Source organism: Mucilaginibacter pedocola (assembly GCF_002013915.1).
Lineage (GTDB): Bacteria > Bacteroidota > Bacteroidia > Sphingobacteriales > Sphingobacteriaceae > Mucilaginibacter > Mucilaginibacter pedocola.
The window spans coordinates 172,836-195,457 of the sequence record NZ_MBTF01000036.1; the positions used below are offsets into that span (position 1 = coordinate 172,836).

Genomic DNA, 22,622 nt, shown 5'->3' on the forward strand with positions numbered 1-22,622 from the left:
TTTATAACAAATTGCTTGTTAGTAATTTAGCCGCTGTTAGTTACTGTTTATTAAATAAAACCTACACAATATGACAATTTATACCATATCTGTACGCCTTATTATTTAGCAAAGGCCACATCCCGGTAATTGCTGTTTTCGAATTTCTTTTTTTAGCTGATCCTAACTGTTTGCAAATGCTTTGTGACAAGCCCTTAAGGTTTACCACGACAGTATTTGTTTAGCCTGATACACACCGAAGCACAAAGGCAATGCCTTCAATATCACAATTGCCGGATCATGGCCACTGCTGGTTAATTATTTACTATACCCTACAAACTTAGTGTGGTACCCCCTCCATCAACAGGTTTGCAAAAATGGCTGCTGCTTTAAACTATTAGGCGGCGGCATACTAATTATTAAAACTTTTGATAAAGCCCGAAATATTATGAGAAGATTTTTACAAGCTTGCGCCTCGTTACTTGTGGTTACCGCTTTTGCCCCGCTGTTGCTGAAGGCGCAGGTAAGCGCTCCGTCCTTGAGCATTGCCGGCCCCAAAAACTATACGGGGGGTACCGATATTGGGGTACTAAGCCCAACAAATACCGGTGGCGCAATACCTGGCGGGCTTTATGCTCAAACATCTATAGTTAAAAACGACTTTTATAGCTCGTTTGGTATAGTGGCAGATGCGGCAGGTAATGTTTACGTAGCCGACGGCGGGAACACGATACAAAAGGTTACTCCCACTGGCCTGGTTACGCGTTTTGTAGGCAACAGCAATGTCGGGCTTGTAAATGGTACGGGTTCGGCAGCAACATTTTACCATATAAGGGGCCTTGCCATTGATGCAGCAGGTTATATATATGTTACCGATGCCGATAACAACGCTATACGTAAGGTAAGCCCTTATGGTGTTGTAACAACGCTGGCCGGTAATGGCACCGGCGGCTTCACTAATGGCACCGGCGCAGCTGCCAGGTTTAACAGCCCGGGCGGCATTGCAATTGATGCTAATGGTAACCTTTATGTAGCCGATATGGGCAACAATGCCATCAGGAAGGTAACCCCGTCGGGTGTTGTAACCACGCTTGCAGGCAACGGCACTGCCGACTATGTAAACGCTACCGGTACCGCCGCGCGTTTTAGCAACCCACAGGGTGTTGCTGTTGATGCCGCGGGCAATGTGTATGTAGCCGATGCAGGGAATATCAGTGTACGTAAAATTACACCGGCAGGGGTGGTTACTACCCTTGCAGGTTCGCCCGGTAATTATGGTGCTTTGGATGGCACCGGCACCGCTGCCAGTTTTTACCAGCCATCGGGCCTTGCTATCGATGGTAACGGAAACCTTTACTTAACCGATCTGCAAAATAACCTCATCAGGATGATTACATCCGCAGGTGTGGTTACCACTATTGCAGGCGGGCAAGACAATCATATTGATGGAGTTGGCTTGTTGGCTGCTTTTGATAACCCCAGTGGCATTTTTTACGATGGTGCAGGCGCATTATATATCAGCGAGTATTTGCGCATCCGCAAGGTATCTATAACGGGGTATTCGGTTAGCCCGCAGCTGCCTGCCGGGTTAAGTTTCGATGCTTCAACCGGCTCCATAACAGGTACCCCGGTATTGGCTAAAGCAGCCACTAATTATACAATAAAAGGTTATAATACCGGTGGCAGCAGCTCGGCGCAGGTAAGCATAGCGGTTACCGGCAGCATTACGTTGCCGCCTGCCCCGGTTAACGCGCCCGTTATAAGTTATGGCGGTGCAAAAAGTTACCCGGTAGGCACAGCTATAGCAAACTTAACCCCAACTAATACAGGCGGGGCTGTGCCTGCACAGGTTTATGGGCAGGTAAGCACGTTTGTAGGAGGCATAACCGGGCTTGCAGCTTCAGATTATGGAACCATTAGCGCGGGTATAGTGCGCGATGCACAGGGCAACACTTATTACTCAGAAACAGGTAACCATCTTATACGTAAAGTGACCCCGGCGGGTGTAAAAAGCGTTTTTGCCGGGAGCGGCGTAGCCGGTTCGGCCAACGGGCAAGGGCAGGCGGCCAGCTTTAATAAGCCGCAAGGCTTGGCTATTGATGCGGCCGGCAATATCTACGTTGCCGACAATAACAATAACCAAATACGCAAAATAAGCCCTGCCGGTATAGTAAGCACTCTGTTAGGAAACGGGGTTGCCGGTAACTATACAGGTAGTGCCACAAGTTCGGCTATCTATAGGCCTCAATGGGTGGCAGTTGATGCTAACGGAACCGTTTATGCCACAGGTATCAGTAACTCGCGGGTTTATAAAATAAGCCCTAACGGCACTGTAAGCCAGTTGGCTAACTTAAGCAATCCGCAAGGCATAGCTGTTGATGCTTTATTTAATGTTTACGTTATCGATAATTATGTTGTTAATAAAATTACGCCCGATGGCGTGGTATCGGTATTGGCCGGTAGTGGTGCCGCACAAACAACAGACGGGCAGGGCGTAAACGCCGCTTTTTATAACCCCGCAGGTATTTATGCAGATAAACAGGGTAACCTCTTCGTTACCGAGCTTTACGGGCAGGCCGTTAGGCGTGTAAGCCCAACCGGGCTTGTAACTACCGTAGCAGGCGGTGGTAACGGCGATGGAATTGGTGCAGGGGCAGGTTTTAACTCTCCCGTTAACCTAACCGGCGATACCGATGGCAACCTTTACGTTGTCGATTTTTATAACTATGCTATCCGTAAAGTTGCTACAACAGGTTTTGGCCTTAAAGGCACGCTGCCTGCAGGGCTTTTGTTTGATGGGGCCACCGGTACTATAAGCGGTACGCCAATTTTGGCAAAAGCAGCTACAAGCTACAGCATTACCGCCTATAATGCCGGCGGCAGCAGCACCGCAACTGTAAGTATTGCAGCTACCGGTACTATTGCCGTAACGCCGCCACCGGTTAGCGCGCCGGCTATTGCTTATGCAGGCCCGCAAAGCTATGCGGCAGGCAACGCTATCACTAACCTGGTGCCAACCAATACCGGCGGCGCAGTACCTGCGCTTAGTTTTGGCCAGGTGAGCACTTTTGCTACCGTAAGCGGTTTGGCATCGTCTGATAACGGAACAATAAGCAGCGGTATAGTAATGGATACACAGGGGAACGTGTATTATACCGAAGGTGGCAACAACCTCATCAGAAAAATTACACCCGCCGGCGTTAAAAGTATTTTTGCAGGCAGCGGTACCGCAGGCTCGGCTAACGGGCAGGGTACCGCAGCAAGATTTAACAGGCCACAGGGCTTGGCTATTGATGCTGCCGGCAATATTTACGTTGCCGATAATAACAACAACCTCATCCGTAAAATAACACCAGCCGGGTTGGTAAGCACTTATGCAGGTACCGGTATTGCTGCCAATGCCGATGGCCCCGCGTCTTCTGCCGGTTTTAACAAACCGATGTGGCTGGCAGTAGATAAGGTTGGAAGCATTTATGTAACCGATAACAATAGCCAGTTCGTGCGCAAAATAAACCCTAATGGCTTTGTTACCACATTGGCCAGTACCGATAGGCCGCAGGGCATAGCAGTTGATGCTTTGTTTAACGTTTACGTTGCCGATGGTGCTACCCACAACATCAGGAAAATAAGCCCTGACGGTACGGTAAGCGTATTTGCAGGTAGTGGCAATACCGACTCTGTAGACGGGCAGGGCACAGCGGCAAGTTTTTATAACCCGGCCGGAATTTATATAGATGCGCAGCGCAATTTATACGTGTCGGAATTTGGCGGTGCACGTGTTCGCCTGGTAAGCCCTACAGGGCTGGTAACAACCGTTGCAGGTGGTGGTAAGGGAGATGGGCTTGGCACCGCAGCGGGCTTCAGTACGCCGGCCGGTTTAACCGGTGATGGTGCGGGTAATTTGTATGTAGTAGATTATTATGCTAACGCCATACGTAAGGTGGCCGTTGCCGGCTATAGCTTAAAAAGCATATTGCCGGGCGGGCTTAATTTTGACGGTGCGACCGGTACTATAAGCGGCATACCTTTGTTGGCCAAAGCCGCCGCAAATTACACAATAACCGCCTACAATGCAGGCGGCAGCAGTACCGCCACCGTAAATATTGCCGTAACCGGCACACCCGCTGCGCCGGCCGCAATTGCTGCACCTGTTATCAGTTACGCCGGGCCGCAAAGCTACGTATCGGGTACAACCATAAGTGCTTTAACACCGTCTAACAGCGGGGGCGCAATACCGGCCACTGTTTACGGGCAAACAACAACGTTTGCGGGCACAGGAGTCGGCGGCCTGAATAGCGGGCCCGTTGCCAATGCTTCGTTTAATATACCAAAAGATATTACTGTGGATGTATACGGTAATGTATATGTTTTGGACGGCAATCAGGTTATTCGTAAAATATCTTCAGCAGGGATAGTCAGCATATTTGCGGGTAATGGCCAACAGGGTTATATGGATGGTACAGGCACTTCCGCAATATTTAACAACCCGGCCGGTATGGCCACCGATCTGCTCGGCAACTTATATGTGGCAGATAGCTATAACCATGTTATTCGTAAAATAACACCTGCCGGCGTGGTTACTACGCTTGCGGGTACCGCCGGGTCGGCTGGTTATACCGATGCAACCGGGACAAGTGCAATGTTCAACTACCCTTCAGCCTTGGTGGTCGACGCATCAAGAAACGTGTATGTAGTTGATAGATACAACTTCGTTATCCGTAAAATTTCCCCATCGGGTGTAGTTACTACTGTTGCAGGTACACCGGGCGGCCAGGGGCATGTTGATGGTACAGGTACAGCAGCTATGTTTAATTGGATGAATGGCATCGCTTTGGATGGAACAAGTACACTATATGTATTAGACGATAACAATACCATCAGGAAAGTTACCACAGCGGGAGTAGTAACAACTTTTGCAGGGACCGGTACACAGGGCAATGTTGACGGCGCGGGTACCGCAGCCATGTTTAATAACCCCACAGGTATTACTGTTGACAAAGCAGGTAACATTTACGTAGCTGATTATAATAATAACAAAGTACGGAAAATAACAAAAACGGGCTTAGTGAGTACGCTGGCGGGTAATGGCACAGCGGGCTTTAACAACGGCACGGGTGGTGAAGCAACCTTCAAGTACCCCTATGGTATTGCTGTTGACCCACAAGGCAATGTATATGTAAGTGATGTAAGTAATAACGTTATCCGCAAAATTACGGCAACAGGTTATACAACAGATAGTGCTTTACCGGCAGGTTTGACACTGGATCCTGCTACCGGCACAATTAGCGGTAAGCCAACCAATCCACAGGCGGCTACTACTTATAGCATAACCGGTATCAACGGTGGCGGCAGCAGCACGGCCACAGTTTCAATAGCTGTTACCGGAAGTATAGCTACAACACCTATTGTGGCTGCTCCTCAAATTTCTTACGCCGGCCCCAAAACCTACCCGGTAGGCACGGCTATTACGGCACTCAACCCAGCAAACTCCGGTGGTGCAGTGCCTGCAACTGTTTACGCACAAATTTCTACGCTAACTAATTTGCAAACCAGTGGATATACTGCTATCGCCGATAGGAACGGCAATATCTATGTAGCGTATTCCAACAAAATAATCAAATTATCATCTGCGGGAGTATCTTCCGTTTTGGCGGGCAGTGATTATTCGGGCTTTGCTAATGGTAAAGGGTCTGCCGCAAGCTTTTCAACCATTTTGGATATGGTTTGTGATGCAGCAGGAAACCTTTACGTAGCCGATTACGGTAATCAATTGATCAGGAAAGTAAGCCCTGCCGGCGTTGTAACTACGCTTGCAGGTTTAGCAGGTACATCCGGATCTGTCAATGGCAGCCCTGCTGTTGCCACTTTTTCCAACCTGCGAGGCATTGCTATAGATGCAAGTGGGAATGTTTATGTAAACGACAGCAACCTGATCAGGAAAATTACCCCGGCGGGCAATGTAACCACGTTGGCAGGCAGCGGCGACTATGGATCTGCCAATGGTACCGGTACGTCCGCCAGCTTTCGAACTCTGTATGGAATTGCGATAGATGCAGCCGGAAACTTATATGTTTCGGATGAAACTAATCATGATATCAGGAAAATTACCCCGGCCGGCGTTGTAACCAGATTTGCTGGCGTGCCCACTGAACCTGGGAATGTTAATGGCTCTGCGGGCGCTGCTAAATTTAGCAGTCCGCATGGTTTGGCAATAGATGTTGCCGGAAACCTTTACGTAGCCGATTATGGTAATCAATTGATCAGGAAAATTACGCCGGCGGGTGAGGTAAGTACATTGGTTGGTGCCGGTGGCATGGGGTCAATAGACGGTATTGGTACACAAGCATCGGTTTGGTATCCCCAGAATGTTGCTATGGATGCGTCGGGTAATTTGCTTGAAGTGGATTATAACAATATCGTCCGTAAAATTTCATTGAACGGATATACCATATCATCGCCTTTGCCTGCCGGTTTAACTTTTGATGCTACCACCGGTAGTATTACCGGCACGCCAATATTGGCAACTGCGGCCGGAAGCTATGTTGTTACTGCCTACAATGCGGGAGGCAGCAGTTCAGCTATTGTAAATATTACCGTAACAGGTACTATAGCACCACCGGTAAACCCGGTTGCGCCGCCTGCAATTACTTATGCAAGCCCCAAAACTTACCCCGTCGGTACACCTATTGCAACACTTAGCCCGACAAACAGCGGCGGTGCAGTGCCCGCTGCTGCGTATGCAAGGGTTGCTGATTTTTTACCGGCATTAGGCGGTACTGCAACCAGCAGTACTACCGATGCCACAGGCAATATTTATTACATAGTAGCCAACCAAATATTTAAGGCCACACCAACCGGTGCGGTTACTCTTATTGCGGGCACGGCAGAGGCGGGTTCGCTCAATAGCGTAGCAACCGCATCAAGCTTTAATAGCCCGCAAGGTATCGCGGTTGATGCTGCCGGCAATATTTATGTGGCAGATATGGGAAATAACCTCATCAGGAAAATAGGCACTAATGGCATGGTTACCACAGTGGCCGGCAACGCCGACCTGGTGGCTGGCCGCGTTGATGGCCCTGCTGCTTTAGCAAGGTTCAATGTTCCTATTGGGATTGTTGTTGATGCCTTCGGAAGCCTATTTGTTATAGATCGGAATAATAGCATTATTCGTAAAATTAGTACAGACGGAATTGTAAGTACCTTTGCGGGCAATACCGTTAACGGATCCGAGGATGGCACCGGTACTAATGCGAAGTTCAACGGCCCATCGGGAATCGCCATTGATCTTTCAGGGAATTTATATGTATCCCAAAGCGGTGATAAGCTTATCAGGAAAATTACGCCGGCGGCTGTTGTAACCACACTTGCGGGTTCGCAATACAGTTCAGGTTCCACAGATGGCACCGGAACCGGTGCCGCATTTGCAATGCCATCGGGTTTAGCTACTGATGCTGCAGGGAACGTTTATGTTGCCGATTATAATACTATCCGGAAGATAACCCCGGCCGGAGTTGTAACAACACTGGCCGGTAACGGCACCAGTGGCGGGATAAATGGTACCGGTAGTTCGGCGAGTTTTAACTACTTATTTTCGGTGGCCGTGGGTGCTTCAGGGGAACTTTATGCTACCGACTATAATAATAGCATTCGCAAGGTATCTATACATGGTTATACCATTGCCGGTCTTTTGCCTCCGGGCCTGAGTCTCGACGCCACTACAGGCTCCATAAGCGGCACACCATTAGCAGCATCTGCAGCTACAAACTATACCGTTACAGCTTACAATGCAGGCGGGAGCAGTACGGCTACGGTAAATATAGCTACTACAGGTACTATTGCGCCGCCGGTAAACCCGGTTAATGCACCGGCTATTAGCTATGCTACGCCGCAAAACTACACCGCAGGTACAGCCGTTACCCTTAGCCCAACCAATACGGGCGGTGCGGTGCCGGCTACAGTGTACGGACAAACAAAATCGTTTGGCGGCGCGCTTCCTTCGAACACTATTTTAGGTATAGCCATAAACCCAGCAGGCAATGTGGCCATACCTTCCAATAATCAAATATTAAAAGTAAACCCTAACGGAACAATTAATACCCTGGCCGGCGACGGTACAGAAGGCTCGAACAACGGCGATGCTAACGCAGCAAGTTTTGCCGGGCCCGAAGGAATGGTTTACGACGCTGCGGGTAATTTGTACATAACAACCCCGCGCAGCAACACCATCCGCAAAATTACCCCCGAAGGTATCGTAAGCACATTTGCAGGTAGCGGAGCGGTAGGCGCGGCAGATGGCCCTGGTACACAAGCAAGCTTTAATTATCCTAATAATATGGCAATTGATAGCTACGGAAACCTGTATGTTTCCGACTGCTATAATAACATGATACGGCGCATTAGCCCTGCCGGTCTGGTAACTACACTTGCAGGTAATACGGTAGCGGGTTCGGCTAACGGAACTGGTACTTCGGCGAGTTTCAATAGCCCGCAGGGTATAGCCGTTGATGCATCGGGCAATGTTTTTGTTGCAGATGGCAATAACGGGCTCATCCGCAAAATTACGCCGGCTGGCGTGGTAACAACTTTGGCCGGCAGCGGTAATATGGATTACACCGACGCTACCGGCACAGCGGCAAGTTTTTATTACCCGCATGGTCTGGCTATTGATAAAGCCGGTAATTTATATGTTGCCGACACCTATAACCAATCGATACGCAAGGTTACACAAGCGGGGGTAGTTACCACGCTTGCAGGTAACAGGAATGCGCCCGGGCTGCGAAACGGCGTTGGCGTTTTAGCATCATTTGCTTACCCTTACAGCGTGGCTGTTGATACATTGGGAAATGTTTATGCAGGCGATACAAATAATCAATTGAGGGTAATATCGGCCACTGGCTATACCCTAACCGGTACCTTGCCTGATGGTTTGGCGTTTGATGGGGCTACCGGCACCATAAGCGGCACACCGCTGGTTGCCACAGTAGCTAAAAACTATGGCGTAACAGCCTACAATGCAGGCGGAAGCAGCACGGCCACGGTGAACATTACCATATCAGGCACTGCTACAGTACCGGCAGCAACAGCCGCGCCGGTAATAGCCTACGCAACACCTCAAACCTATGCAGTGGGCTTGCCAATAACTAACTTGAGCCCTACAAACACAGGCGGCGCTATACCTGCAGATATTTATGCAAATGTAACTACGCTTGCCGGCAACAACACAAACGGGCACGACGATGGCAAAGTTGGCGAGGCCACATTTGGCAGCCTAACCGGCCTGGCCACCGATGCTTATGGAAATATCTACACTTCTGAAAACGACAATTATATCAGGAAGATCACTCCTTCTGGTTTCGTATCTACAGTTGCAGGCAATGGCTCTAACGGCTTTGTAAATGCTACCGGTACAGCGGCAATATTTAGCTATCCGAAGGGTATTGCTGTTGATAAAAGCGGCAATATTTACGTGGCAGATCAGGGCAACCTGCGTATACGTAAAATAACCCCGGCGGGCGTGGTTACTACTTTTACAGGTAATGGCAACTACGGCGTAGTTAACGGATCGGCATCGGTTGCAAGCTTTGTTAGCCCCGGTGCCATGGCTATTGATAAAAACGGTATTTTATATGTTGCCGACAATAACGGCACCGTGATACGTAAAATTACAACTGCCGGCGTGGTAAGTACCCTTGCCGGTAGCGGTAATACCGATTATGTTAACGGAACGGGTACTGCGGCAAGTTTTAATAATATACAAGGCCTGGTGGTTGATGCAGCGGGTAACGTGTACGTATCAGACAGCGGGAACAGCCGCATCAGGAAAGTTACTGCGGCAGGGGTGGTTACTACCCTTGCCGGTGGCGAACCCGCCGGGTATATTGACGGTACCGGAGCTAATGCCTATTTTAATAACCCGGGTGGCATTGCCATTGATGGCGCAGGTAATTTATATTTGGCCGATGTATTTAATGGCATTATTCGTAAAGTTACGCCGGCCGGTGTAGTTACTACGCTGGCGGGTGGCAATTTCAGTTCGGCAGATGGTGTTGGTACCTCCGCAAATTTCAGTGCTTTGAGCCAGGTTACAATGAGTAGCAGCGGGAATCTGTATATCGTGGATAACGGCAACACCATCAGGCAAATGAGCATAAACGGCTATACCAGCAATGCGCCGCTTCCGTTAGGCCTATCGTTCGATAGCAAAACGGGTATCGTATCGGGTACGCCAACTACAGCATCGGCTGCAACTACCTATGCCATGACCGGCAGCAATGTTGGTGGCAGCAGTACCGCAAACCTAAACATTACCATAATTTATCCACCGGTGGTTACTACAACCGCCCCGGTAACAGCATTTGCTTCCATGGGCGATGTTACCCCGGTACCTGTTACCATTGATGGCAACGCAACCGTTACCGACCTTAGCAAAACTACCCTGCCATCTGCTTCGGTTGCCATAACAGGCAATTTTACCGCCGGGCAAGATGTACTTGCATTTACACCCAATGCGGCTACCATGGGTAATATTGCGGGAAGCTATAACGCAAGCACAGGTGTATTGGCCTTAACATCGGCATCGTCTACCGCTACACTGGCGCAATGGCAGGCTGCGCTAAGGGCTGTTACCTATAACAACACCAATAACGTTACGCCAAATGTGGCCAACCGTACGGTAACCTTTACCGCTAACGATGGCCAGTTTACCAGCCTGGCGGCTACCAAAACCATAGCTTTAACCTACACGCCATCGTCAAACGCTAAATTGAGCAGCCTGGCTGTTAGTGCGGGTGCTTTAAGCCCTGTATTTGCGCAGGCCACCAATGCTTATACCGTTAGTGTGGGCAATTCTGTTTCTTCAACAACGGTATCGCTGGTAACGGCAAGCGCTAATGCAAAAGTTACGGTCAATGGCACTGCGGTAAACAGTGGTGCCACCTCGGCGGCTATCCCATTAAATGTTGGCGCAAATACTATCACAACAGTAGTAACCGCACAGGATATGGCCACGGTGTTAACCTATACCGTAACCATAAACCGTAATGCGGCGCAAACCATTACCTTTAACCCGCTTGCGGCAGTTACCTATGGTACGGCAGATTATTCGCCGGGTGCTACCAGTACTAATACTACAATACCTATTACCTATACCAGCAGCAATACTGCGGTTGCAACCATAACCCCATCGGGCCTTATAGATATAGTTGGACCGGGTAATACGGTGATCACGGCCTCGCAAGCCGCGGGTACAGGGTACGATGCTGCCACCCCGGTTGCGCGCACTCTTGTGGTAAACCCGGCTGTGGTTACCATTACAGCGGCAAACAAATCTAAAAACTATGGGGCTGCAAACCCGGCTTTAACCGTAAGCTATTCGGGTTTTGTAAATGGCGATACGCAAACTGTTTTAACCCAGCAGCCAACCATCAGTACCACCGCAACAGCAGCCTCGGCAGCGGGTACTTACCCTATAACTGCTACGGGCGCAACTGCGGCTAATTATACGTTTAACTATACTGCCGGTACGCTTACCGTTGGTAAGGTTAGTTTAACTATTACGGCCAACAATCAAACCAAAACGTACGGAGCGGCTAACCCGGCATTAACAGTAGCCTATTCGGGCTTTGTAAATGGCGATACGCAAACTTCGTTAACCACCTTGCCTGCCGCAAGCACAACAGCTTTGGCGAGCTCGGGCGCGGGCAGTTATCCTATTTCGGTTTCGGGAGCGGCATCGGCAAATTACAATATCAGTTATGTTGCCGGCACGCTTACTATTGGCAAGGCCAACCTTAATATTACTGCCGACAATAAATCGAAGGTATACGGCTCGGCAAACCCTGCTTTAACAGCAAGCTACTCAGGCTTTGTTAATGGCGACAACGCCGTAACACTGTCGGCCCAGCCAATCTTAAGCACTACTGCAACCACTACATCGGCAGTTGGTACCTATCCTATAACCCTGAGCGGGGCTGCATCAAATAATTATAACATTACTTACACCCAGGGCACGCTAACCATTAACGCGGAACAACTAACATTTAACCCTATAGCTACCCAGGTTTATGGTGCAAATGATTTTGCCCCCGGTGCAACAAGCGCATCGGCCATAATCTACACCAGCAGCAATACAGCAGTTGCAACCATTGTGAGTGGCAATATCCGAATAGTTGGCCCGGGTACATCAACCATTACAGCCAACAACGGTTCATCTACTGCTACCCAAACGTTAACAGTTAACCCGGCTGCATTAACCATCACTGCCGACAATAAATCAAAAACAGCAGGCGCGGCTAATCCGGCACTAACAGTTAGCTATTCGGGTTTTGTAAATGGCGATACACAAGCAAGCCTTAGCACACTGCCGGTGGTATCTACAACCGCTACCACGGCATCGGCAGCGGGTACATACCCAATTACCGTAAGTGGTGCAGCAGCAGCGAAGTATACCATCAACTATGTATCGGGTACTTTAACCGTAACAGGTTCGGCACTAACGTTCGCTGCCATCCCATCTAAAACCTATGGCGTTGCCGATTTTGACCCGGGTGCTACAGGTAGCGGTACCATAAGCTATACCAGCAGCAATACTGCTGTAGCAACCATTGTTTCGGGCAAAATACATGTGGTAGGGGTAGGCACGTCAACCATAACCGCAACTTCAGGTTCATCAACCGCCACGCAAACGTTAACCGTAACTCGTGCTGCCCTTGTAATAGCCGCAGCCAATAAAACTAAAACCTACGGTGCAGCAAACCCTGCACTTACGGTGACTTATTCGGGCTTTGTAAATAGCGATACACAAACTGCTTTATCAACGCAGCCAAGTGTAAGCAGTACGGCAACGGCCACATCGGCAGTAGGTACCTACGCCATTACCGCAAGCGGAGCGGTATCTGCCAATTACACCATTAGCTACACCGCGGGTACCTTAACTGTAGGCAAAGCTGCTTTAACCATATCTGCCGATAACAAAACAAAAGTTGCCGGTGCCGCCAACCCTGCTTTAACGGTAAGCTATAACGGGTTTGTAAACAGCGAAACCCAAACTGTGCTTACTTCACAGGCTGTGGTTACTACTGCTGCAACAACCTCATCCCCTGCAGGGTCGTATGGCATTAACGTTTCGGGTGCGGCAGCAGCTAACTATACGATAAGCTATGTTGCCGGGGTTTTAACCGTTACTGTACCATCCACCACTTTGCCGGTTGTATCATCCTTCACTCCATCGGGCATGTACAATTCAACTATCATTGTCAAAGGCTCAAACTTTACAGGTACTACGGCGGTCACGCTTGGCGGCAAGCCGGTGTTGTCGTTTACGGTTAGTTCGTCAACCCAAATAGTTGTTGTGCCGGGTACAGCCTCTGCGTCGGGCGATTTAACGGTAACAAACGGCTCAGGAACGGTTACTAAAGCAGGGTTTGTGTTTGTAGAGCCAATTAAAAGGCCTGCTCTTACTTATGTAACACCACAAACCTTAACTGCCGGAACTACAATATCACCCATCCTGCCATCCAACAGCAGCGACGCGATACCTTCGGGTACTTATGGCAGCACTACGGCCTTTGCCGGTGCCACAAATGCCGGCGCAGCAAACGGCACCGGAGCAGCGGCTACCTTTAATGGGCCGGTAAGTATGGCAAAAGATGCATCGCTTAATATTTATGTAGCCGATGCAAAAAATAACCTGATCCGTAAGATCACCCCGGCGGGCGTGGTTACTACTTTTGCCGGTAGCGGTGTGGCAGGCTCGGCAAATGGCATAGGTACTGCGGCGAGCTTTAACAACCCCGTTGGCCTGTCTTCGGACCCGGCGGGTAACTTATACGTAGCAGATAAAGGCAATAACCTTATCCGCAAAATAACCCCGGACGGCGAAGTAACCACTTTTGCAGGCAGCCTTACTGCCGGTGCAGTAAATGCCACCGGTACGGCAGCAAGGTTTAATGCGCCGGTAGCAATAGCTACAGATGTTACCTCGAATATTTATGTGGCTGAAGAGGGTAATAACCTTATCAGGAAAATAACGCCGCTGGGTGTTGTAACTACCCTGGCCGGTAGCGGTGTTGCCGGCTTTGTAAACGGTACAGGTACCGAAGCATCCTTTAACAAGCCTGCAGGTTTGGCTGTTGACTTTAGCGGTTCGGTTTACGTTGCCGATCAGGCCAACAACGTTATACGGAAAATATTAAAAACCGGTGTAGTGAGCACTTTTGCCGGTAGCGGAACTGCAGGCGCTGTAAACGGAACAGGCGAGGCGGCAAGCTTTAATGCTCCATATGGCCTTACTATTGATGACGGCGGCAGCTTGTATGTTGCCGACCAAACCAACCACCGTATAAGGAAGGTTAACATTTATGCACAGGTTACAACCATTGCCGGTGGCGCTGCCTCGGGCATAACAAATTCAATTGGCAGCACGGCGCAGTTTCAAACCCCGGTTGGCGTGGTCTTCGACGGAAAAGCTAACCTGTATGTTACCGATAGTGGCAATAACCTGGTGCGTAAAATAGCAATAACAGGGTATAGGTATACGCCAAGCTTGCCTGCAGGGCTTAGTTTATCGGTAACAACAGGCGTTATAACAGGCACACCAACAACAGCAGGTACAAACACTTATTCCATAATTGGTTACAATGGTTACGGCAGTTCAACAGCAACGCTTGCCATTACCGTATTGCCGGCTCCTGCAGCCCCGGCAATTAGCTACAATGGCAATAAAACCTTCGTAGTTGATTCGGCCATTGAACCGGTAGTGCCTGCTAATTCCGGTGGGGCCATACCTGCCACAGTATTTGCACAAGTAAGTACAGTTGCCGGAAACGCCGGTGTAACAGGCGCTACCAATGGCACAGGCACGGCCGCCACGTTCAACGGGCCACGCGGGCTTTTGGTAGATACAGCAGGCAACTTATTTGTTACCGACGCGAATAACTTCCTTATCCGAAAAATTACACCTGCCGGCGTAGTTACCACTTATGCAGGTAGAGGCACAGCGGGGGCTACGGGCGGGGCGCTGCTATCTTCGAGCTTTAATAATGCAAAAGGTATTACCATGGACGTATATGGCAATATTTATATTGGTGATACCGGTAACGAACGTATCCGGAAAATTACCCCCGAGGGTGCTGTTTCTACTTTTGTAGGTAGTAGCACAGCCGGTTTTGTTAACGCTGGTGGCACGGCCGCAAGGTTTAACTCGCCAAAAGGGGTGGCAACCGATGCGGCGGGTAATATTTTTGTGGCGGACCAGGGCAATTATGTAATTCGTAGAATTACCACAGGCAGCACGGTTAGCACATTTGCAGGCAGCGGCGTAAGCGGCAGCGCCAATGGTACAGGTACTGCAGCCAGCTTCAGCAGCCCGGTTGGCGTAGCGGTTGACGGAGCCAAAAATGTGTACGTTACCGATGGTGCCTTGTTGCGCAAAATTACTTCGGCTGGCGTAGTAACAACCCTGGCAGGCGGTGCAGCATCGCCGCAGGACGGCACCGGCACAGCAGCCGGCTTTACAAACCTTACCGGCATATGTATAGACAGAAAAGGCAATTTATACGTTATAGATGTTTCGAAAATACGGAAGGTAACACCGGCGGGCGTGGTTACTACCATTGCCGGCAGCAGCACAGATGGGGCAGTAAACGGCGTTGGCACGGCAGCCCTGTTTGGCAACCCATACGGTATTGCAACTGATAATAACGGATACCTGTATGTGGCTGATACTGATAACCAGCTTATCAGAAAAATTGCGATAAGCGGCTTTACAATTACCCCTGCATTGCCTGCTGGCCTCGTATTCGATTCGGCAACCGGAACAATTAGCGGTACGCCGGTTACGGCTCAGGCTGCTACAAGCTACCAGGTTACCGGCTATGGCCCAACAGGCAGCAGCACAACAACGCTTAGCATTGCCATAAATAACCCAACTGTGGTGAAGCCATTGCCGCCTGCGGTTAGCTATGCATCGCAAACGTATACCAAAAATGTGGGTATTTCGCCTTTAACTCCTTCTAACCCGGGCGGAGCGGTGCCTGCATCTACCTACGCGTTAGTTAGCAACTATGCCGGCGGTAGTACCCAAGGTTCTGCCGATGGGGCTGATACGCTGGCATCGTTTAAACAACTGGCGGGGCTGGCATCAGATACTTATGGTAATGTTTACGTTGCCGATAGGGGTAATAATAAAATACGCAAAGTTACGCCGGGCGGTAATGTAGTTACAATTGCAGGTACGGGTGTGGCCGGGGCAACTAATGGTACGGCTGCAAGCGCAAGCTTCAACGCACCATCGGGCCTTGTGGTAGATAATAGCGGGAACATATACGTAGCCGATGCTAATAACAACATGCTGCGCAAAATAACCGCGGCAGGCGTAGTAAGCACATTTGCAAGCGGGCTTAATTACCCTACAGATGTTGCTATAGACAATGCCGGCAACTTGTTTGTTGCCGAAGGTGGTGGCACTACAATTAAGAAAATTACACCGGCAGGCGTGGTAAGCACATTTGCAAATGGTTTCCAATCGCCGTTTGGCGTGGCTGTTGATGCTGCCAACTACGTTTATGTAGCCGACTTTAATATGCGGATATATAAAGTAAGCCCAACCGGTGTTGTAACGGTGTTGGCCGGCAGCGGTGCCACAGGTGCCGCTAACGGAATTGGTACGGTAGCAAGCTTTAGTAACCCCAACGGTTTAAAAGTTGATGCCGCAGGCAACGTCTACGTGGCCGACACCGATAACAGGCTTGTGCGTAAAATAACCGCAGCAGGCGTTGTTACAACCCTTGCGGGTAGCGGTGCAAGCACTTCTATTAACGGGGTGGGCACAGCAGCCAGCTTCAGGGCGCCATACGGCATAGCGCTTGACGCAAAAGGTAATTTGATAGTATCTGAGCAAAGCGGTACCCGCCTACGCAAAATATCTATCAGTGGGTACGATCTCAACCCGGCTTTACCTGCCGGCCTGAGCTTTGATTATGCTACCGGTATAATAAGCGGAACACCAACTGCTGTTACGCCAAAAACTACTTATACCATATTGGCAGGTAACGCGGGTGGTTCAAGCACATCGGTATTTGATATTACCGTTAATGATGCCTTTAATGCTAATGCTGCGCCAATTATTAGCTATGCATCGCCAATGTTCACTAAAAATGTGGCCATTACTCCGCTGGCACCTAATAATGCAGGTGGCGCTGTTCCGGCTACAGCGTTTGCAACGGTAAGCACTTATGCAGGCAGCTCGTTATCGGGCTCCGCAGACGGAGCTGCTACCGCGGCCAAGTTTAAGAATCCATCGGGCGCTGCGTTTGACCACGCCGGCAACTTGTTTATAGTTGATATTGGCGGGCACGTTATCCGCAAAATAGCCCCAGACGGTACTGTGGTTACTTTTGCAGGCAACGGCGCGGCCGGCGCGGTAAATGCTACAGGTACGGCAGCAAGGTTTAGTTACCCGGTTGGCGTAGCAATTGATGCAAATGATAACTTGTTTATTACCGATAGGAACAACCAGTTGATACGCAAAGTAACGCCGGCCGGTGTGGTAACTACCTACGCGGGTAACGGCACTATAGGTGCTGCGAATGGTAACCGCACGGTAGCAACATTCTCGTATCCTACAGGTATAACCATTGATGCAGCAGGCAATTTATACGTTGCCGATTCATCTAACGGGTTGATACGTAAAATAACCCCGGCGGGTATTGTAAGCACGCTGGCAGGTAGTGGCGTGGTTGGTTCGGCAGATGGGGTAGGCACGGCCGCCAGCTTTAACGATCCGCGTGGCATTGCGGTTGATAGCGCCGGTACGGTTTACGTTTCCGAATATGGCTCGCACCGCATACGCAAAATAAGCCCTGCGGGCGTAGTTAGTACCTACGCAGGTAGCGGCACAGGTGGTACCACCAATGGCGATAGTACCAGCGCATCGTTCCTGAACCCGGTTGGCCTTGCTGTTGACCGCCTGAACAACCTGTATGTAGCCGATTATGGAAACTCGCTTATCCGTAAAATTACGCCGACCGGTATGGTATCTACCCTTGCAGGTAAGGCCAATGCATCGGTTAATACAACAGATGCTGTGGGCACAGCAGCAACTTTCTACCAGCCGTATGCACTCACCATTGATGCAGGCGGCAGCTTGTTTGTTGCCGATTATGGCAGCCACCGTGTACGCAAAGTGCTAACCAAAGGCTATGCACTTAACCCAACACCGGCCTTACCGGCGGGCCTGAGCTTTAATGCTACTACAGGTACCTTTACCGGCACGCCAACTACCGTAACCGCAGCAACAGCGTATACTGTTTCAGCTTACAATAACTTCGGTAGCAGCACGGCAACATTTAACATAACGGTTAGCAACCCGCCAACTATGGCTGCATCGCCGGCTAAAACTGCCGATAAAATAACCGTTGTGCAGTCGGAGGCAAAAGCCGACCCTGAGCTTGGTATGGCCGGGCCAAAACTTAATCCTGCATTATCGCCCAACGGCGACGGCGTAAACGACGTGTTGAGGATAGATAATATTGAGAACTATCCCGATAACCGTGTGATGCTGATGGACAAGAATGGCAAGAGTGTTTACGAAGTTTCGGGCTACGATAACAGCAATAAGGTTTTTGATGGCCACGCTGGTAAGAGCGGGGTATTGCTGCCCGCAGGCACCTATTTTTACATGGTTGAATACCGCGTAAAAGGCGAACTGAAACGCAAGACCGGGTACTTTGTAATTAAGTATTAATGAAGCAGTATACCGGGTGTTGAGATAATTAACCCGGTTGTTTTACTGTATTTAAACGTATATTTAAATGCCAATGCTGGCCACACTGCAATAGCAAGTGTGGCCGGCTTTTATAAACCAATTTTTATGATAAAATACCTCTTAGCGGGCTTGTTGTTATTTGCAGGTTACACAAAAGCGCAAAGCATTAACGAAGCAACGGGTTCGCGCATGTCCGAAGCCGATGCCCAAAAGATATTAGAACACCATAACGCTGTGCGTAAAGAGGTGGGCAGCCCACCGCTTACCTGGAGCAAAGAATTGGCAGCAATAGCCCAGCAGTGGGCCGACCACCTGGCCGAAACCAATAGCTTTCAGCACAGCCAAACCAAGTATGGCGAAAACCTTTTTATGGGCACAGCCAGCTACTACAGTAATTTAAGCGCGTCCGAATCTTGGTACGAGGAAAAGAAAAAATACACTTACGGCAAAATATCTATGGATAATTTTTCTGCAACCGGCCACTACACCCAAATGGTTTGGAAAAACACCACCCAGGTAGGCGTTGGGGTAGCTATATCAGCTAAAGGCGACAGGTATGTGGTAGCCAACTATTCGCCGAGTGGGAATTATATAGGGGAGGTACCGTATTGATAGGAACAGGTAGGCTACAATTTAACAGCGGCTTGTTTAACTTTCCAGCTTGACCCGTTTAAACATTGTTTTAACAAAAATAAAAAAGCCTGTTACGATTTCTCATAACAGGCTGATTGGTAAGTAGCCCACACCGGGCAAATTTCGAACTATATTATTGGTGAGTTATCTCGTTGGGCCAAATTTGCATCATTATACATAACGCTTAATTAAAGCTATCTCTGTCTGTGATTCGTGGTGGTATACTTTTGAGGTCTTCAAGTTTTGAGCCTTTTCCCAGCATTTGATTTGCGGCCCTGAAATCACCGCTATGAAATAAAACTTTCATGATATCTCTGCCAACATAAGTGTCCCAGTTGTTATTTATTACGGTAAGCATTTCATTGAAAATGATAGAGTCTGAAAAGTTAAATTGTTTATCCTTTCCGTTTTTGTTTACGACAATATAAAACTCAGAATATTGGATCTCGGGTAGAAATATTCGACAAAATACATGAGGGATAAATAAGTAAAGCATTAAAGTATCATTTTTATTATCCGTAAGTTTTTCAATTTCATCTGCAATTCTGTCTGGATCTTGATAGTTTAAAAAATAAATATCTACTGCTTTTTCGATCATACCTTTATAAATCGATTGCCCATCTTTATTTTGGCCAAATAAGTTTCGTAGAAATTTCATGACGTCGTATTTGAAGTAAAAGTAAAAAATGTGATCCAAATAAAAATCCCATAACTGATCAGCTATGGGATTTACAAAGAGTAGCGGGGAGCAGGATCGAACTGCCGACCTTAGGGTTATGAAAACTACGCTATATGTTTTTAAGTGGTTCAATATGGCTTAAAATGGCATTTAAAGCTGTTTTTAACAACAGATGATATCACCACATTTCATATAGAACCACCCATTGTTTAAACATTGTTTTAACAAAACAGGTAGCTTTACTCCCATGGTTGGCCAGCCATTTAACTTAAATTTTTTAAGAAATGGCAACCGTAGATTTCTACATTTGGAAGCGTCCGTCTAAAGACGGCAAGTATCCGATCTCCGTACGTATTACGATTAATCGGAAACCCTCTTACATCATGACTGGTCAAAAGCTTGACGACTTAAGCCAGTGGGATGCTAAAGCGCAACGCGTTAAAAAATCACATCCTAATTCCTCACGACTAAATAATTTCCTTCTTAGCGAGTTAGCCAAAGCTAACGATAAAGCGCTAGAGTTGGAAACCAAAACACACGTTTCCGCCAAAGAGGTGAAACACAGTTTAAAGCCCGTCGAAGAAAAGCCTATCTATTTCGCAGAGGTGGCAAACCAATACTTAAAAGAGCAGGAAGATCTTGGCAATTATGATGTGCAGAAAACCGACAGGGCGAGGCTTAAACGTTTTTATGAATTTGCGAAAGAGGGTATGGTTACATTCAAAGAGATCAGTGTAGATTTTCTACAGCGCTATCTTATTTTCTTGAAGAAGGCCAAGAAGTTTCGGTACAACGAGAACAGCGCGATAAAGCCGCTAAGTGAAAGAACAATTACTAATCATTTGATTGTTGTCCGTACAATATACAATAGAGCGATTACCGCGAAAATTGCCAGCCAAGACGACTATCCGTTCGGCGCAGATGGTAAGATTGCCATTAAGCTTGTTGATTCAGCCAAAATCGGCTTAGAAGAAGCTGAAATCAAAAAGCTCGAAACATTGGACCTATCGGCATTTCCTCCTATTTATAACGATGCGCGAAATATATGGCTCATGGAGTTTTATTTCGCAGGAATGCGGGTGACCGACTGTTTGCTACTTTCCTGGACAGCGTTTCAAAATGGTCGGCTGTATTATCAGATGTCAAAAAATGGCGAGCACGGTACAGTTAAAGTACCGATGAAAGCCTTAGAAATACTTGATCAATATTCGTCAAGTAAGGGCGATTTAGAGCATAACAAACACAATTTGGTGTTTCCATTATTAAGGGATTTGCCAACACTCGATGACAGATTTGAGTTGAGACGAAAAATCGCTTTTGCAGTAAGGAGATTAAACGAGGCGATGGAAAAGATCATGCCGATGATTGGCAGCAGCAAGAATGGCTCACAACACAAAGCACGGCACTCATTCGCCCAGCGTGCAGAAGATAAAGAAATACACCCTAAGGTCCTGCAAGGTTTGTATCGCCATGAGTCGATACTTACCACAATGAAGTATCAATCAAATTTCTCGCATAAAAAGGCGGATCAGGCTATTGATGCAGTACTGGAATTTTAAGTAAATTACATCGGTTATTTAAAACATAAATCTTTTATAGCGTTTGATTAGTTGACCAAGCGTATGTGAGATCGGGTATGGCTAACCTGTTAAATAGTAGTCCTAATTAACCGTTACATCATGTTGTTAAAAAAACAGATTTCCGTAAATTACTTTATAAACTTGATAAAATGGGACGTGCTGGCCATCGTTGTTTACGCAACGCTGGTCGGCTCACTCGATCATGTTGCTTTTCTTAAGGATATATCTATACCGCTTAGCATTTCAGCGTTGATAGCTACGTTGCTATCGCTGCTACTAGCTTTTCGAACATCCCAATCGTACGAACGATGGTGGGAAGCCCGTACTATTTGGGGGGCAATTGTCAATGATAGCCGTACATTGATACGCCAGCTTATTTTGTTCATTCCTGAAGATACGAAGAAGCAAGAATATATAAGAAGTTTTGCCAGTCGTCAGGCTATTTGGTGTTATGCACTGTCGGAGAATCTTCGGAAAGTATCGTTTTCAGAAAAGGTGAACGCTTTTTTTAGCAAGTTGGGTAAAGACAGCGATAACCGCCCCAATTTAATCCTTAGCCAACATGCCGAAGAATTAGCGAATATTGGCATGGCTTATAATTTGAACGCCAACAAATTAGTGCAGATCGATGCAACGATAGCTCGCTTGACCGATTCCATGGGTAAATGCGAGCGTATCAAGAACACCGTGCTTCCGCGTTCGTACAGCATGCTTATCCACTTTCTCATCTATGTGCTAATGACAATGTTGCCTTTTGGTTTGGAGGATAATCACTGGATCATAGAGATTGTTATAACCACGATTGTCCCGGTACTATTCATTGCTATAGAGCGCACAGCTATTTTAATGCAGGACCCGTTTGAAAACAAACCGACCGACACGCCAATGACTACCTTATCAGCAACTATTGAGCGTAACCTGATGGAAATGTCAGGACAGCCAGCACCTGCGACCGCAGTTAACTCGGCAGATTATTATATCATGTAGC

At 48.2% G+C, this 22,622-nt stretch carries 5 protein-coding genes; 4 read left to right on the top strand and 1 reads right to left on the bottom strand.

The genetic code is table 11. The features are described from left to right. Positions 1-427: 427 nt before the first annotated feature. A complete protein-coding gene (locus BC343_RS25445; protein WP_143822349.1) occupies positions 428-18,721 on the top strand; it encodes an NHL domain-containing protein in 18,294 nt (6,097 codons plus the stop codon). A 126-nt stretch (positions 18,722-18,847) separates the two neighbouring features. Next, positions 18,848-19,354, top strand: coding sequence for a CAP family protein (locus BC343_RS25450; protein ID WP_202909861.1), 507 nt, complete (start codon positions 18,848-18,850; stop codon positions 19,352-19,354). 205 nt (positions 19,355-19,559) lie between these two features. Here the strand turns inward: BC343_RS25450 and BC343_RS25455 are convergent, their stop codons facing one another. Continuing rightward, positions 19,560-20,033 (bottom strand): hypothetical protein, encoded by a 474-nt coding sequence (locus BC343_RS25455; protein WP_078350631.1) that lies wholly within the window; start codon positions 20,031-20,033, stop codon positions 19,560-19,562. A 305-nt stretch (positions 20,034-20,338) separates the two neighbouring features. On the opposite strand from BC343_RS25455, the gene BC343_RS25460 reads away from it, so the two are divergent. Both BC343_RS25460 and BC343_RS25465 read left to right on the top strand, forming a co-directional pair. Further along, positions 20,339-21,613 (top strand): site-specific integrase, encoded by a 1,275-nt coding sequence (locus BC343_RS25460; RefSeq protein ID WP_078350632.1) that lies wholly within the window; start codon positions 20,339-20,341, stop codon positions 21,611-21,613. Between the two features lie 120 nt (positions 21,614-21,733). Continuing rightward, positions 21,734-22,621 carry a bestrophin family protein gene (locus tag BC343_RS25465; protein WP_078350633.1) on the top strand — a complete coding sequence of 296 codons (888 nt, stop codon included), beginning with the start codon at positions 21,734-21,736 and terminating at the stop codon, positions 22,619-22,621. Position 22,622: the final 1 nt, after the last annotated feature.

Coding starts and splice junctions, on each gene's coding strand:
- BC343_RS25445 (WP_143822349.1), top strand. CDS start 428: ATGAGAAGATTTTTACAAGCTTGCGCCTCGTTACTTGTGGTTACCGCT.
- BC343_RS25450 (WP_202909861.1), top strand. CDS start 18,848: ATGATAAAATACCTCTTAGCGGGCTTGTTGTTATTTGCAGGTTACACA.
- BC343_RS25455 (WP_078350631.1), bottom strand. CDS start 20,033: ATGAAATTTCTACGAAACTTATTTGGCCAAAATAAAGATGGGCAATCG.
- BC343_RS25460 (WP_078350632.1), top strand. CDS start 20,339: ATGGCAACCGTAGATTTCTACATTTGGAAGCGTCCGTCTAAAGACGGC.
- BC343_RS25465 (WP_078350633.1), top strand. CDS start 21,734: ATGTTGTTAAAAAAACAGATTTCCGTAAATTACTTTATAAACTTGATA.